Genomic DNA, 13,131 nt, shown 5'->3' with positions numbered 1-13,131 from the left:
GGCTGGGCGTGGTGAATATCTACCGAGGTCGCGGGTCAGTGACCAGGCGGTAGTCGCCGGCCTCATCGAGGGCAGCGGCGACCTGCTGAGGCATCGGCGGTGTGTCGGCGGCTAGCGTGACGGTGGAGACGCCCCCGGCGACCAACTCGACGGTGACCGCCTGTACACCGGGTAGCGCCGAGAGCTCCGCACTGACGGTGCCGACGCAGTGGCCGCAGGTCAAACCGGTCACGGCGTAGGAGTGGGTTGCCGGGGTGGTGTTCATGGTCGTCTCCTTGACGTGTGTCGATGAGGATGGCGTTGATGGTTTCGGTCCGCAGCAACCGCATCCGGGGGCGGACGCGATCAGCGGCAGGGGGAGTCCAGGCTTCTGGGTCATGTTGTGGCTACTTTCTGCGGGGTTGGGGAGATCAGGGGCGTCAGGAATGCACCAGGCGGGCGATGGCCGCGGAGGCTTCTCTGATCTTCAGCTCGGCCACGTCACCGCCTTGCATCACGGCCTCATGGACGCAGTGGGACAGATGGTCGTCGAGGAGCGACAATGCCACTGACTCAAGTGCTTTGGTGGCTGCCGAGACTTGCGTGAGAACGTCGATGCAGTAGGCATCCTGCTCGACCATGCGCGCCAAACCGCGCACCTGCCCTTCGATGCGGCGAAGCCGTTTCAGGCGGGCGTCCTTCGAATCCGCGTAACCGGGTGCTGGCGCATCCAAAGCCGTCCTCCTTTCAAGCTCGACCTCAATATACCCCCATGGGGTATATCCTTGTCAAGGATGGCGTCCGTTATCGGCCATCAGGCACATCCCGAACGCGCCGGGTCCTGCCTCGCGATACCGTCCCCGGCGCTCGGTTATGGAGCCCGACGCCCTCGGAGTGGGCGGTGGGGCCACGGCCGGGTGAATCATCGACCGGCGGCGCACCGCGGAACTTCGCGTGTTGTACTAACCGGCTTAGTACTACATTAACCAGTAGATCCAAGGTCGATTGATGCGAAGGAGCACAGGATGCCCAAAAGACGAATGGGGCGGGACCGGCCGATTACCAAGTCGTTGTACACGATCGAGTATCAGCGCGAGCGGCGCCGGCGTATTGCAGGCTGGGTATTCGTGGCTGTCGGGGCGGCGATGGCGGTCATCCACATGATCACCCACCTCGGCCGGTTACGGATCATCGGGCTGCAGGATCTGCTCATCGGGTATCCGATGGCCGGCGTGCTTATCTTGGGCGGTTTCTTGCTTGTAGGGTTCGCTGCCAAGACCTAGCTGTCAACACGCGCAGTGCCCCACCGCCACTGCAACTCACGCGCCTGTTATGACAGCGCGCTGCCGGCGAGCCATCGGTCCCACGGCACGCTCCAATCGCCGTTCTGCCAGATCTCTAACGGTTCGCCGCCGGTGTTGCGCACCTCCACGATGTCGCCCGGTTGCGAGAACTCATAGAACCATTTGGCGTTTTCCGCGTTGAGGTTCAGGCAGCCGTGCGACACGTTGGTGTTTCCCTGCGCCCAGACTGTGCTCTCGAGCTGATGCAGGTAAATGCCGTCCGTACTGATCCGGGTGGCGTACTTGATGGTCTCGCGATATCCCAGTCGAGAGTTGATTGGCAAGCCATAGGTTGACGAGTCCATGATCACCGGATTGGCCTTGTCCAGTACTGAGTAGACCCCAGGCTGGGTCCAAAACGAAATGGTTTGTCCACCAATTGTTTCAGTGCCGCCCATTCCCATCGAGGTAGGCATGGTGCGGACCAACACGCCGTTTTCGTAGACGCTGACCTGCTTCGTCGTATCGTCGGCGACCGAAACGTGTGCATCACCGATGGTGAAGGTGACTGTGCTGTCCTCCTGGCCGTACAATCCTCCCCCGAGTGGAGCCCCGTAGATGTTTGCCGACGCGGTCACTTCGGTGCCTGGCGCGAAGTACCGCTGGGGACGCCAGTGCGCGTTCTGGTCATCCAGCCAGTACCACGAACCCTGAACCGGCGGAGAGGTTTTCACCTTCAGTCGCCGCTCGGCGGCCGCTCGGTCGACAATCGGTTCATCGAAATGCGCTACGACAACCATGCCGATGCCGTAGCTGCCGCCCTCCCGTATCGGTGTTCCGGCTGTGGTGGTCAGGTAAGCCTTCGTTTGATTCCGAGGAGTGAGGGTAGAGAACGACGAGTTGCGTGTGGCTGGTCGACCATCGGTGCCTTCGGCGGTTACCGTGAGCGTGTAGAGCCGACCATAACCCAGCGGGACAGTGGGCTTCCAGACGGTGTTGTCGGGCGTCATGATCCCGGGCACTGAAACGCCGGCCTCGTTGACCATCGTGACCGTGGTCAACCGACCCGCCGTCGCGGTCACCGTCACCGGTCCCAACGGATCCACCTCTTGGGCGCCGTCTCGCGGTGATGTATCGGTCGCGGCCGGAGCTGGTGTGGGCGAGGGGATGGCGCTGTCGATCTTGGTCTGCGCCGCCGGACAGTCTGCGGTGCAAACGTCTCGCGACATCACGGTTACCGCACCGAGTAGTCCAATGCCGACGAGCATCACGCCGAGCACCGTTGCCCATGTTCGGCGATGTATGTGCAATGTGGCTCCCTTGAGCTCCGAATGGAGAAAGCCGCGCCGCAGCGGTGGCTTCGAGTGCGTTCAACGTCTTCCTACGAAACAACATAGTAGAAGTGGCGTTCCAAGCGGATCGCGACCGAAGGTCGGACGGCGTGCCCTCCAGCGATGCCGCAGCGGTGACAAAGTCGCTACTTCCTTGCAACGTACTGTCCTTGTCAGTAGGTTTTGGGAGATGAGGAGGTGCAGGCTGGCAAATGGAGGCTCGTCATGGCGGGTAACGCTTGTCGGCGTTGCGCTCCCGGCTGGGCCTGAAGCTGAACGGCGAGGTGCCCGCACCGGATGTATGGAACCTGGAGGTGTGATCCAGTGCGGCGTTCTCGTTCTGTCACATTGACCGCTGTCATCATCACGATGGGCTTGCTCGTGGGCAGCCCGTTGGCGTTCGCGGACCCGGATCTCGTGCAGAACGACTCAGCAACCGTAACGGGACCGGATGGACTTGAAGCTCACGAGCCATCGGCGATCGTGGGACCGTCGAATGAGAATCCGTTCACCGGGGTGGAGACTCCGGCGGGGCAGAACTCCGCTCCCTTTGTAGGCCCACCACCTTTCCTGCCCCCGTCGTTCAACCCGGCCAACGGCTCGCTGGTCGGTGTGGCCAAGCCGATCATCATCAATTTCCAACGGCCTATCGCCGACCGGGTCATGGCAGAGCAAGCAGTCCACATCTCGTCGGATCCCCCGGTGCCAGGCAAGTTCTATTGGATGAGCGATACGCAGCTGCGCTGGCGCCCTCTCGACCTCTGGCCCGCGAATACGACGGTATCGATCGCCGCCGCCGGCACGAGATCCACGTTCCGCACGGGTGACTCCCTGATCGCGACAATCGACGACAAGATCCACCAGATGACGATCGCGCGCAACGGCGCAGTAGAGAAGACATTTCCCGTATCTATGGGAAAGAAGGGTTACGAAACACCCAACGGCACCTACTACGTCCTAGAGAAGTTCGCCGATATCGTCATGGACTCGTCTACGTATGGCGTACCGGTAGACGCTGCCGAGGGGTACAGGCTGAAGGTGCAAGACGCCGTTCGGATAAGTAACACCGGCATCTTCGTGCATAGCGCGCCGTGGTCGGTTGCCGACCAAGGCAAGCGCAACGTCAGCCACGGATGCCCTAATCTCAGTCCGGCCAACGCCCAGTGGTTCTTTGATCATTTCGGCAGTGGCGACGCCGTCGTCGTGAAGAACTCTGTGGGCACCTACAACCAGAACGACGGTGCACAAGACTGGCAGATCTGATCAGTTCTGGGAGGCTTATGGTGATCCTCTTCGGACGGTGCGCCACGCCTCTCATCGCCGCACTCGCGCCCGCGAGCCCGAATCGTTCCGGCGAAGGCCGCACTTGTGTCGGCGGCCCGAGATGGTATGCCCCGCAGGCGGAGGAGCAGTTGGCACTCGAAGGGGGTTCGTGACATGGGGGCACGTATTGAGGCGGCCGCTTCGGGCTGGGACGTCTCACCGGTTCGTCTGCTGCGCCCGATTCCCGGCATATTTTCGCTGGCCGATCTCGACACTTCCGCTACTCCGGGGTTCGTCGGAAGCAAGTCCGACGCGGTGGGACTCCTGCAGGACAGGGGCAAGCGTCTACATACCTTGCAGGAGAAGCTCTACGCCAATGCGGTGGCAGGTAATGGTCGCGCGGTACTTCTGGTACTGCAGGGCATGGACGCTGCTGGAAAGGGTGGAATCATTCGCCATGTGCTTGGCACGGTCAACCCCGAAGGCGTCGATCATGCGCCCTTCGGGGTGCCGTCCAGCGAGGAACGCCAGCATCACTTCTTATGGCGTGTCCACAAGGCCTTGCCGCGCCTTGGACACATCGGGGTATTCGACCGCTCACATTATGAGGACGTCCTCGTGGCTCGAGTTCGGAAGCTCGTCCCTGAGGAGGTGTGGCAGGGTCGGTACTGTGAGATCAACGAATTCGAAGAGCAGGTGGCTGACCAGGGCACTGTCATCGTCAAAGTGGCAATGTTCATTTCCCTGGACGAGCAAAGGCAGAGGCTGCTCGACCGCCTTCAAGACCCGCACAAGTACTGGAAATTCAGTCCCCGAGACGTCGACGATCGCTTGCTGTGGCCCGCGTACCGGGACGCTTACCAGGCACTGCTAGACAAAACATCAACCGAGGTCGCCCCTTGGTATGTCGTCCCCAGCGATCACAAGTGGTATAGCCGCATCACCGTGATGGAATTGCTGATCGCGGCACTCGAATCGATGAATTTGTCGTGGCCGTCGGCGCACTATGACATCGACGAAGAGATAGCGCGATTGGAGCGCAGTTGAGATCAGACCTGGGCTTGTCTCAAGCCGTCCGTCAGCGGCCATCAACGTCGAGGTGACGTCGTCTACTATTGCGCCTAGTAGATATCGGCGGGGTTAGGACAGGCTGAGATATGACGATACGCGGGTGGACCTTGCTGCAGTGGGCCGTCGCGGTGCTCGCGGCATTGGGCGCAGCGGTTGTGGTAGCCGTCCCGAGCGCGCTGATCTCCAATCCGTTTTTTCTGCGTATGACGCCGGTGCCGTGGTGGAGCTATGCGGTCTGGGTGATCACCGCAGCGCTCACCGGGTTGCTCGTGGCGAGTTACGTGCGGCGCCCGGCTCACGAGAAGCTCTCACCAGCCCGGGCGGGCGTGTTCGCCAATGTTGCATCGTTATTAGCGGTGGGCTGTCCGGTGTGCAACAAGCTCGTTGTCGCCGCACTGGGGGTCAGCGGTGCGCTGTCAGTGTGGGCACCGCTCCAGCCGCTGATTGCTGTGGCCTCGCTGGCGTTGTTGGGCTGGGCAGTCTGGCGACGGCTGTCCACGCCGACCCAATGCCCGATCCCGAGCGCGCAGGTGGCCGCGACGCCGGGCGAGCAGGCGCAATCCGCGCTGGAAGGCATCCGGCCGCAGTGACGGCGATACGAACGTGCACGCCCCTGGGTCGGAGCGTTGGCCGGCCCGGATTCCTGCGATGACTCCTCGCCGGGAGACTCCGCGCGGTGTCCGCCGGACCCCGGCGGCGCGGCAACGCCCGCTGCCGGGCCTCGGCGAGCTGGAAGCCGTGACCATGGACGTGGTGTGGCGTTCTGACGCACCGGTGCGGGTCCGCGACGTTCTGGACGAACTCGAACCGAACCGCAAGCCCGCCTATACAACTGTGATGACCGTCATGGACAACCTCTATCAGAAGGGATGGTTGAGCCGCCAGCTTGACGGGCGTGCCTACACGTACCTAGCAACACGCAGCCGCATCCAGGCGGCCACCGACGCGGTGCGTGACCTGCTGGCTGACAGTGGGGATCCGACGGCGGCGCTTCTGCACTTCGCCCGTGGCGCGACTGAAGCCGAGTTGGAGGCGTTGTCACGCGGTCTCAAAGAACGGCGCCGAAGGCGATGAGCGCGATGTTTGTGTCTGCGGTAGTCGGCCTCGCAATGGGCAACGTGGCGCCAAGCCTGCTTCGTACCATGGTGACCCGGGGTGTGGAGGCGTCATTGGTGGTCGCAGTTTGGGCACTGACGATGTGTGCGACGGTCATCTCGATAGCGTTGCCTGTGCTGGGCGAACTGGTGCGCCGCTGTTCGTTGGCGTCACGGGAAGTTTCACCCGGAGGCGTCGAATCGGTGGCTGCGGTCGTCAGTGCTGTCTTGCTTGGGTTCGCAGTGATACGGGGTGGCTGGGTGCTGTGGCGGTCCGGTCGGGAACGCCACCGACTGCACGGGCGGCATGTCGAGCTGGCGCGGCTGTTGACGGGCGCCCGGCCCGATGCCGGTGGGGTGTTGTGGTTGCCGGCCTCGGAACCGCTGGCTTACAGCGTGGCCGGCGCACCGCCACTGGTGGTGCTGACCAGCGGGGTGACCCAGCGTCTGGACCGCGCGGCAGTCGATGCGGTCCTAGCACACGAGCGTTCCCATCTGCGCCGTGGTCACCACCTGTTGGTCGATGCGGCGCATGCCGCGGCTGCGGGCATGAGCTGGCTACCGTTGATGCGCCAGTCACCGTCATTGATTCGCACGCTGGTTGAACTCGACGCCGACGCGCAGGCCGCGCGCCAGCACGGGTGTGGTGGTCTGCGGCGCGCGCTCGAGGAGCTGGCTGGGGCTCCCGCGCCAAGAGCGGCGTTGGGAATGACTGGTGAGTGCACCCGACTGCGGCTGGCCCGCTTGGAGAGCGGACGTTCAACAGGCCGGGGGCCGCTCGCGGGCTCGGCCACGGCCGCGTGCGGTGCGGCGATGCTGGGTTCGATGCTGGCGTTCGTCGCGTTCACTATGACTGCGCTGGTGTCGTGCGCCGCGTTCTGACACGGCGCACGAGCAGCAGGACGTCTCTCCGGAGTATTACGTCCCGGCGCCGGGCGGGCGGGGGTGCGCGTCGACGACCTCAGCTACTATGCGTGACCGTAGATCGGTAGCTGCAGCTTGGCGGTTCATCTGTGAGATCCGCCGGTGTGCGACGTCGGACCTGAAGGTGTGACCATGTTGTCCCGGAAGGGTTTACGGCTGTGGTGGCAGGTGAGTGCGCTTGCCGCGGTGCTGGTTGTGGTGGCGGCGGTGATGGTGCTCGCCGGGCGTGAACGACAGGCCGCCGATCCAGACAATGTCGATTGCGCGCGGGTCAAATGTGTGGCTTTGACCTTCGATGACGGACCGACACCGTTCACCGACCGCTTGCTGCAGGTCTTGACAGCTGACAACGCCAAGGCCACGTTCTTTCTGATCGGCAACAAGGTCGCCGCTGATCCGGGCGCAGCCCGGCGTATCGCCGATGCGGGGATGGAGATCGGCAACCACACCTGGGAACACCCGAACATGAGCACGATCCCCGTGCAGGACATTCCGGGCCAGCTCAGTAAAGCGTCGGAGGTCATCGCTGCGGCGACCGGCCGGGCGCCGCAGTTGTATCGCCCGGCGGGTGGCCTTTCCAGTGATGCGGTCCGCGCCGAGGCAGGCAAGCAGGGGTTGGCGGAGATCTTGTGGGACGTCATCCCGTTCGACTGGATCAATGATTCCAACACCGCCGCCACCGTGTACATGCTGAAAACGCAGATCAAGCCCGGCTCGGTGGTGCTGCTGCACGATACGTACTCCAGCACCGTCGATGTGGTCTATCAGTTCTTGCCGGTACTGATCGCCAACGGATATCACATGGTGACCGTCAGCCACCTGCTAGGTTCGCGCGCGCCCGGCAGCAGCTACGGCAGCCGGGTTAACGGGCCAGCCGCTAACGACATCGTCGACATCCCCGCTGGCCGCATCCCGCCGCTGCCCGCGACCCCCTCACCCAAACCGGCGCCGAATCTGCCGATTACCGACATCCCCAACCAGAGTCCCGGTGGTCCGACGCAGTAGCCGTCGGTCCGTCGGTGGGCAGCGCTGGCGGTGTTGCCGGCGTTATGGCTAGTCGCGGAGCAACCTACCGTTGAGACGTCCCTGCCCGCGATCACCGCATCTCCTCCTCCCGGGGACCAATCGCACGGTTTCACCGGCGCGCGAACGAAGCGTTCTTCCTCACCGTGGTCGGTACTCCGGGGGCTGACCGTGCGACATTAGATTTCCTCGGGCTCCATAGTGATTGCACCGCAGGGGCATTCGGTGGCACAGATGCCGCAGCCCTTGCAGTAGTCGTAATCGATGCGGTAGCGGTTGCCGGGACCGAGCTTGATGACGGCGTTGTCGGGGCATACGCCGTAGGCCTGAAGTCCTGATTGTGCTTCCACGATTTCGTTCCCCGCCTCGTTGAGTGCTCGCCGGTTGCTCCACGGTGCTGCTGGCACCACTGGCGACCGGGCATGGCTAAACGGTTGGGTGAATCGCGGTCTGAGACGTGGTTTGAGCGCCGCGGAAGCCAGGCGCAAACACCGCTTCGCGCCCGCGCTGGACACGCCTCAGGACGCGACCGCAACCAGCGTCGCCGCAACCCACACTGCAGCTAGAGCTGACAACGGCCAGCGAAACGCCGAGTGCAACAAAAGGTTTACCACCGCCATGACACCGATCGATGACGCGCCCGCAATCGCCAGGACTGCCACAGTGACCAGATTCCCGTGCCGCACGCTCGTGACGGCCAGGTAAAGAGTGAGGATCCCGGTCGCCGCCGCGTACCCGCCGAGAACGGTGAACACACACCGCAGCCATCGGCCGAGGCGCGGCAAAGCCGTGGCTACCTCGACGGCGCTGCGGTCCAGGTAGCGCAAGTCCTCTGGCAGCAAAGCAGGACGCGCCAACATGAAGAATGCTCCGATGCCGACGAGGATGGCACCGCCGACACCAAACAGCCACGCAGCCGCCGTCACCGCTGAGCTCTGCCCGTACTACGCATGGTGGCAACGGATTCGACCACCACGTCGGCGACGCGGTGGAAGTGCGCTGTAGTGCACAAGCCGATCCGTCGAGACCAGGTGACCCCGGCTCGATGCGACGCGAGCAGGTTGGTCGGTACGGTCGAATACCGAGTCGCCGCATGAGGCTGGCCGCGACGACCCCCTGACCCACTCGACTCGCTCCACCGCGAAATTGCGTCACCGGGCGGACGTGCGGCGGACTGTGAGGCCGGCGCGCGCGTCAACCCTCGGCGACTGCGGGCGCAGCGGACGGGGGCAAGGCTGGCGAGTTCGGTTGCAGCCGGACTGCGTTGCCACTCGTTCAGGACGTGCATTCCTTCGCGATAGTCAATGGCATGGGATGGAACGGGCTCAGCCGAGTACCACGCAGAGCGGGATGTCGACGTCGACAATGTTGATCACCATAGACAGAATCGGCCGCCGAGAGGGCTTCTCAGACGGTTAGGAACGCGGCGTGCTGGGGTTGCTCGACGAGGTCGGGGGGTGATGCGGGTCGGTGCTGGCTCCACCGGGAGTCATCCCACCGGGGGCCGACTCACCGGGTGTCATCCTCCCGGGACTCATCCCACCGGGGGGCGAGTCACCGGGTGTCATCCCGCCAGGAGTCATCCCTCCGGGACCCATCCCGCCGCCGGGCCCCATCATCCCGCCGGGGCCCATCATCCCGCCGGGGCCCATGGGCATTTGCCCACCAGTGCCCATCATCGGGCACGTGCCGGATGGGACCGTCCTGTTGCCGTCGTAGCCGCGATGCCACCCTATTTGCCTGCCGAGGAAGAACCCAGAGAAGAACAGGACCGCGACGATGAACACAACGCCTGCGGCGATACCTACCCACAGTAGGACAGCGGTCAGGCGACTGCGCTGTTCGGACGCTCGCGAGGACGTGGTCGCCGGCCGCTCCTCGGAAGTGGCAACTGTCGGGGAGGGAGATTCAGCGGATCCGGCCATGCAGTGATGATGCGCCGGTTGGGTCCGCCAGGTGTGGTTTACCCTCGATTCCCAGCGTGCGTACAGGATGTCCTATAGAGAGTAGTACTAAGCAACTACGTTGATGACGCGCGCGCTGCAGGTGTTATTCGTTCAGTTGTCTGCCACGCAGTCGCGGCGCCAACGACGCGGCCTGTGCCCGCGGCGCGGTTTCTTGAGCGAATCTTTACAGAATCCTCATCGATTCATCGTGATCGGTGCGCACTGTTGGAGTTAGTACGAGGCCGACGACCACGATGTGCCGCAAGGCTCTGCTATGGGTCGCTGGTGCGACGTCGGTGTCGGACCTCGTGCATGAGAAGTTCGCCGCAGTGCGGCTTCGCCTCTAGGAAGGGAGCGGACGACGATGATGTGGTACGGCGGTGACGGCTGGGGATGGGGCGGTTGGATCCTGATGACGGTTGGGATGGTGGCGTTCTGGGCGCTCGTGATCACTGCGATCGTGTTTGCCATTCGCTATGTTGGCGATTCACGCCACAGCACCCGTCCGCCGGTTTCCGGGCCGACGCGGGCCGAGGATCTGCTCCACGAACGCTTCGCTCGTGGCGAGATCGACGCCGAGGAGTATCGGCAGCGCATGGCGCTGCTGCGTGATCACCGGTGATCGCGGTGGGCTCTCACCGTGTGCGGCTGGCGCTGATCATCGCGATTGCCGCCGTCGCGCTCGGAATCGCGAGCACGGCCTCGTTGGCCGCCTTTGGGCCGTTCGCCGGTTCACGATCCTGCGCGGCGCCGGCGTTGTCCGGCACAGTGGTTGACGTCACCCTCACCGACATGGGAGGCATGATGGGGCCGGGCATGATGGGCAACGGCCCCTACGGCCCGGGCGCGAACAACAACGGATACCCGTGGCCCCCCAGGGGAACGACGCGGGTCTTCGTCAACCCGTCCACAGTCCCGGCGGGACAGGTGTCGCTGCGGGTACGCAACAAAGGTGCGCTGACCCACGAGGTCGTCGTGCTGCCACTTCCGCAGGGCCAGCTTCCCGGGCAGCGTGTCAGCGGTCCCGACGGCAAGGTCGACGAGACGGGCAGCCTGGGTGAAGCTTCTCGCACCTGCGGTGCCGGTGAAGGTATGAACATCGCCCCTTACGGCATCGCTGCCGGGGCGAGCGGCTGGACCACCATCACCCTGCCCCCCGGACGCTACGAGCTGATCTGCAACATCGCCGGCCACTACTGGGCGGGCATGTACACCGAACTCGACGTCACCGGTCAACCCCGATGACACCCTGGCGACATCAGATTTTCCGCCGGCTACAGCCCGTAGTTCATCGTGCTTCCAGGTTCGAGCCGGTTCGTCGAGTCCTGTTTAGGTATTATGACCGCAAGTCCACGCGGCTCAATCCGGTTCATCCATTTGACACGCAGTATCATGTCGACACCAGCGGACACCTGCAGGGCACCGTATTGGGGTTGGGGCCAGGAGGTGATCCGAACTCGAATACCGGATACGGTGGTTCACAGCCAAGCATCATACGGGCTGCACTGAGTGCGATACCCAATCCGGAAAGAGCTGCTTTCGTCGATATCGGCTGCGGAAAAGGGCGCGCATTAATCGTCGCCAGTGAATTCGCATTTCGATCTGTAGTCGGGATCGAAATATCTCCGGAACTTGCGCGGATCGCCGAGCAGAACGCGGCGGTTATAGCGCACGAGCAGCCCGGACGGACGCCGATCACCGTCATCACAGGTGATGCACTCGATATCCACAACTTACCCAGCGGAGATCTCGTCGTGTATCTTTTCAACCCGTTTGGTAAGAATCTCACCGAGCGTCTCCGCAGCAATATAGAAACCGCGCTCAGCCAGGAAACTAGGACCATCTACATTATTTCCTACAATCCGGTGTGGGGCGAAATCTTCGATCACTCGCCGCTCCTGCAACGAGTATCCGCAACGGATATCCCCTATGATTCCAGCGAAATAGGACACGGCCCCGATTCATCGGATGTGGTCATCATTTGGCAAGATCGCAAAAATGCGCCTTCGGAGGTTCCGGTGGAGGCCGCCCGCCCAATTCTGCTGACCAAATCGGGTTGGCACGTGGAACTCGCCGACCCACCGCCGGACGAGAGCTGAGGTCGTCTTGGGTCGCCGCCCGAAACCCCTCTACCAGATCGTGCAATCCTCTGGTGATGACTCCGCACTGACGCCTCCATCGACTTTGCCTGGATCACCGTGATCAGATCCGTGGGCGTCTGCGCCCGCTTGTTCGCTCCTACACCGCGGCAAAGTCCACCCCCATCTGCCCCCGGTTCCTCAACACTAACTGACAAAGCCGCCGCCCCGCCCGGTCCGCCGGTTCGGTCGCCTGATGTTTACTAGCGGCCACGCTGACCCGTCGGTTATTCAGCAGCCCTCCGACGCGGTCTGCCACGTCTCACCGCTGAGCAGGCGCGCGCCTTAGTCGGTCAGGTCAACAAGAGCGGCCTCGGCTGCGTTCTTCTTCACCGACTCGACGCCGTTCTTGGCGCTGGCGATTGTTTCGTACGCCTCAGACACGGCGATGATCTCCCCGGTGCCGGCCTTGAGGCGGAACCGGAACTTACCTGCCTTGTCCTTGGTGATATCGAACTTGCCGGCCATCGCCAGTCCCTTCGCCGCGCGGGTTCCGAACACCGTGACGGTTGAGGGTAATTGGTATTGCCGTCGACAACATCAAATAAGTGCCACAGCAGGTCGGCCCCCCTAGGGCGTGTCTGACAGATAGGGCAGCCAGATCGTGATTGCTCTGAGAATGGCTGCGGCGCGGTAGACGATGGCCAGCTTGTCGTAGCGAGTGGCCAGGCCCCGCCAGGCAAGGTGGACGAGACCGGCAGCCTGGGTGAAGCTTCTCGCACCTGCGGTGTCGGTGAAGGTATGAACATCGCCCCTTACGGCATCGCTGCCGGGGCGAGCGGCTGGACCGCTATCACCCTGCCCCCCGGACGCTACGAGCTGATCTGCAACATCGCCGGCCACTACTGGGCGGGCATGTACACCGAACTCGACGTTACCGGTCCGAGCCGATGAATCTGGCGCAGTCGGAAAGCGCGTGTAGGCGGGCTGGCAACCCAGTTTTCGTTATCGCGAACGCCTTTCGCGCCACAAGCAATCAGTCAAGAGTCCCATTCGCGTCCAAAGCGGCCGGATGCGTCCACACTCGCGGATGAACTGGTTGCCGCCAATCATCATCATTGTCCCGATGCGGACCCATG

At 63.3% G+C, this 13,131-nt stretch carries 17 protein-coding genes and 1 pseudogene; 11 read left to right on the top strand and 7 right to left on the bottom strand.

What is annotated here, in order from left to right; translation table 11 throughout:
• Positions 1 to 19: 19 nt before the first annotated feature.
• Both B133_RS0121625 and B133_RS0121620 read right to left on the bottom strand, forming a co-directional pair.
• Complete coding sequence (locus B133_RS0121625) at positions 20 to 265, bottom strand: heavy-metal-associated domain-containing protein (protein ID WP_018604144.1); 246 nt, start codon at positions 263 to 265, stop codon at positions 20 to 22.
• 154 nt (positions 266 to 419) lie between these two features.
• On the bottom strand, positions 420 to 713 hold the full coding sequence (locus B133_RS0121620) for a metal-sensitive transcriptional regulator (protein WP_018604142.1): 294 nt from the start codon (positions 711 to 713) through the stop codon (positions 420 to 422).
• A 291-nt stretch (positions 714 to 1,004) separates the two neighbouring features.
• On the opposite strand from B133_RS0121620, the gene B133_RS0121615 reads away from it, so the two are divergent.
• On the top strand, positions 1,005 to 1,262 hold the full coding sequence (locus B133_RS0121615; RefSeq protein ID WP_036419765.1) for a hypothetical protein: 258 nt from the start codon (positions 1,005 to 1,007) through the stop codon (positions 1,260 to 1,262).
• A 47-nt stretch (positions 1,263 to 1,309) separates the two neighbouring features.
• Here B133_RS0121615 and B133_RS0121610 read toward each other — a convergent pair whose 3' ends face one another.
• Entirely contained in the window at positions 1,310 to 2,530 is a 1,221-nt protein-coding gene (locus B133_RS0121610; RefSeq protein ID WP_026256742.1) for an Ig-like domain-containing protein, read from the bottom strand.
• A 387-nt stretch (positions 2,531 to 2,917) separates the two neighbouring features.
• On the opposite strand from B133_RS0121610, the gene B133_RS0121605 reads away from it, so the two are divergent.
• The 6 genes from B133_RS0121605 (at position 2,918) to B133_RS0121580 (ending at position 7,950) form a co-directional block, all read left to right on the top strand.
• Positions 2,918 to 3,856: an Ig-like domain-containing protein gene (locus B133_RS0121605; RefSeq protein ID WP_036419762.1), complete on the top strand. Its 939-nt coding sequence runs from the start codon at positions 2,918 to 2,920 to the stop codon at positions 3,854 to 3,856.
• Between the two features lie 174 nt (positions 3,857 to 4,030).
• Entirely contained in the window at positions 4,031 to 4,903 is an 873-nt protein-coding gene (locus B133_RS0121600) for a PPK2 family polyphosphate kinase (protein WP_018604138.1), read from the top strand.
• Positions 4,904 to 5,013: 110 nt separating this feature from the next.
• Complete coding sequence (locus B133_RS0121595; RefSeq protein ID WP_018604137.1) at positions 5,014 to 5,517, top strand: hypothetical protein; 504 nt, start codon at positions 5,014 to 5,016, stop codon at positions 5,515 to 5,517.
• A gap of 58 nt (positions 5,518 to 5,575) precedes the next feature.
• Positions 5,576 to 6,001: a BlaI/MecI/CopY family transcriptional regulator gene (locus tag B133_RS0121590; RefSeq protein WP_018604136.1), complete on the top strand. Its 426-nt coding sequence runs from the start codon at positions 5,576 to 5,578 to the stop codon at positions 5,999 to 6,001.
• Positions 6,002 to 6,006: 5 nt separating this feature from the next.
• Entirely contained in the window at positions 6,007 to 6,903 is an 897-nt protein-coding gene (locus B133_RS0121585) for a M56 family metallopeptidase (protein WP_036419819.1), read from the top strand.
• A gap of 174 nt (positions 6,904 to 7,077) precedes the next feature.
• Positions 7,078 to 7,950 (top strand): polysaccharide deacetylase family protein, encoded by an 873-nt coding sequence (locus B133_RS0121580; RefSeq protein WP_051088157.1) that lies wholly within the window; start codon positions 7,078 to 7,080, stop codon positions 7,948 to 7,950.
• Positions 7,951 to 8,147: 197 nt separating this feature from the next.
• Here B133_RS0121580 and B133_RS25085 read toward each other — a convergent pair whose 3' ends face one another.
• The 3 genes from B133_RS25085 to B133_RS0121565 all read right to left on the bottom strand — a co-directional run bounded on the left by B133_RS25085 (position 8,148) and on the right by B133_RS0121565 (position 9,893).
• Positions 8,148 to 8,318 carry a 4Fe-4S binding protein gene (locus tag B133_RS25085; RefSeq protein ID WP_232423386.1) on the bottom strand — a complete coding sequence of 57 codons (171 nt, stop codon included), beginning with the start codon at positions 8,316 to 8,318 and terminating at the stop codon, positions 8,148 to 8,150.
• A 168-nt stretch (positions 8,319 to 8,486) separates the two neighbouring features.
• Positions 8,487 to 8,894, bottom strand: a complete 408-nt coding sequence (locus B133_RS0121570) for a hypothetical protein (RefSeq protein WP_018604131.1) — start codon at positions 8,892 to 8,894, stop codon at positions 8,487 to 8,489.
• Positions 8,895 to 9,383: 489 nt separating this feature from the next.
• Positions 9,384 to 9,893 carry a hypothetical protein gene (locus B133_RS0121565; protein WP_026256738.1) on the bottom strand — a complete coding sequence of 170 codons (510 nt, stop codon included), beginning with the start codon at positions 9,891 to 9,893 and terminating at the stop codon, positions 9,384 to 9,386.
• A gap of 385 nt (positions 9,894 to 10,278) precedes the next feature.
• Between B133_RS0121565 and B133_RS0121560 the strand changes: the two genes are divergently transcribed.
• From B133_RS0121560 to B133_RS24545, 3 genes are read left to right on the top strand one after another with little or no spacing between them, the layout of a single operon-like run.
• Entirely contained in the window at positions 10,279 to 10,536 is a 258-nt protein-coding gene (locus tag B133_RS0121560; protein ID WP_018604127.1) for an SHOCT domain-containing protein, read from the top strand.
• Between the two features lie 5 nt (positions 10,537 to 10,541).
• Positions 10,542 to 11,159, top strand: coding sequence for a sulfocyanin-like copper-binding protein (locus B133_RS0121555; RefSeq protein ID WP_026256737.1), 618 nt, complete (start codon positions 10,542 to 10,544; stop codon positions 11,157 to 11,159).
• The gene (locus B133_RS24545) at positions 11,156 to 12,013 is read left to right on the top strand and encodes a class I SAM-dependent methyltransferase (RefSeq protein ID WP_157626073.1); all 858 of its coding nucleotides are present in this window, start codon (positions 11,156 to 11,158) and stop codon (positions 12,011 to 12,013) included. The genes B133_RS0121555 and B133_RS24545 overlap by 4 nt, the downstream gene beginning before the upstream one ends.
• Before the next feature lie 324 nt (positions 12,014 to 12,337).
• Here the strand turns inward: B133_RS24545 and B133_RS0121540 are convergent, their stop codons facing one another.
• The gene (locus B133_RS0121540) at positions 12,338 to 12,520 is read right to left on the bottom strand and encodes a DUF1508 domain-containing protein (RefSeq protein WP_026256736.1); all 183 of its coding nucleotides are present in this window, start codon (positions 12,518 to 12,520) and stop codon (positions 12,338 to 12,340) included.
• 204 nt (positions 12,521 to 12,724) lie between these two features.
• Between B133_RS0121540 and B133_RS23140 the strand changes: the two are divergent.
• A pseudogene (locus tag B133_RS23140) lies at positions 12,725 to 12,946 on the top strand (hypothetical protein); the annotation flags it as partial.
• Positions 12,947 to 13,131: the final 185 nt, after the last annotated feature.

Origin of the sequence: Mycobacterium sp. 155 (assembly GCF_000373905.1) — a bacterium.
Taxonomy (GTDB): Bacteria; Actinomycetota; Actinomycetes; order Mycobacteriales; family Mycobacteriaceae; genus Mycobacterium.
Note: the sequence above shows the minus strand (reverse complement) of the source record. Positions and strands in the feature narration are given on the sequence as shown.

What these genes read in the sequence shown, in the direction of transcription:
- B133_RS0121540 (WP_026256736.1), bottom strand. Translation starts at nt 12,520, where the DNA reads ATGGCCGGCAAGTTCGATATCACCAAGGACAAGGCAGGTAAGTTCCGG.
- B133_RS0121565 (WP_026256738.1), bottom strand. Translation starts at nt 9,893, where the DNA reads ATGGCCGGATCCGCTGAATCTCCCTCCCCGACAGTTGCCACTTCCGAG.
- B133_RS0121585 (WP_036419819.1), top strand. Translation starts at nt 6,007, where the DNA reads ATGTTTGTGTCTGCGGTAGTCGGCCTCGCAATGGGCAACGTGGCGCCA.
- B133_RS0121590 (WP_018604136.1), top strand. Translation starts at nt 5,576, where the DNA reads ATGACTCCTCGCCGGGAGACTCCGCGCGGTGTCCGCCGGACCCCGGCG.
- B133_RS0121595 (WP_018604137.1), top strand. Translation starts at nt 5,014, where the DNA reads ATGACGATACGCGGGTGGACCTTGCTGCAGTGGGCCGTCGCGGTGCTC.
- B133_RS0121615 (WP_036419765.1), top strand. Translation starts at nt 1,005, where the DNA reads ATGCCCAAAAGACGAATGGGGCGGGACCGGCCGATTACCAAGTCGTTG.
- B133_RS0121625 (WP_018604144.1), bottom strand. Translation starts at nt 265, where the DNA reads ATGAACACCACCCCGGCAACCCACTCCTACGCCGTGACCGGTTTGACC.
- B133_RS0121580 (WP_051088157.1), top strand. Translation starts at nt 7,078, where the DNA reads ATGTTGTCCCGGAAGGGTTTACGGCTGTGGTGGCAGGTGAGTGCGCTT.
- B133_RS24545 (WP_157626073.1), top strand. Translation starts at nt 11,156, where the DNA reads ATGACACCCTGGCGACATCAGATTTTCCGCCGGCTACAGCCCGTAGTT.
- B133_RS0121560 (WP_018604127.1), top strand. Translation starts at nt 10,279, where the DNA reads ATGATGTGGTACGGCGGTGACGGCTGGGGATGGGGCGGTTGGATCCTG.
- B133_RS0121600 (WP_018604138.1), top strand. Translation starts at nt 4,031, where the DNA reads ATGGGGGCACGTATTGAGGCGGCCGCTTCGGGCTGGGACGTCTCACCG.
- B133_RS0121610 (WP_026256742.1), bottom strand. Translation starts at nt 2,530, where the DNA reads ATGCTCGTCGGCATTGGACTACTCGGTGCGGTAACCGTGATGTCGCGA.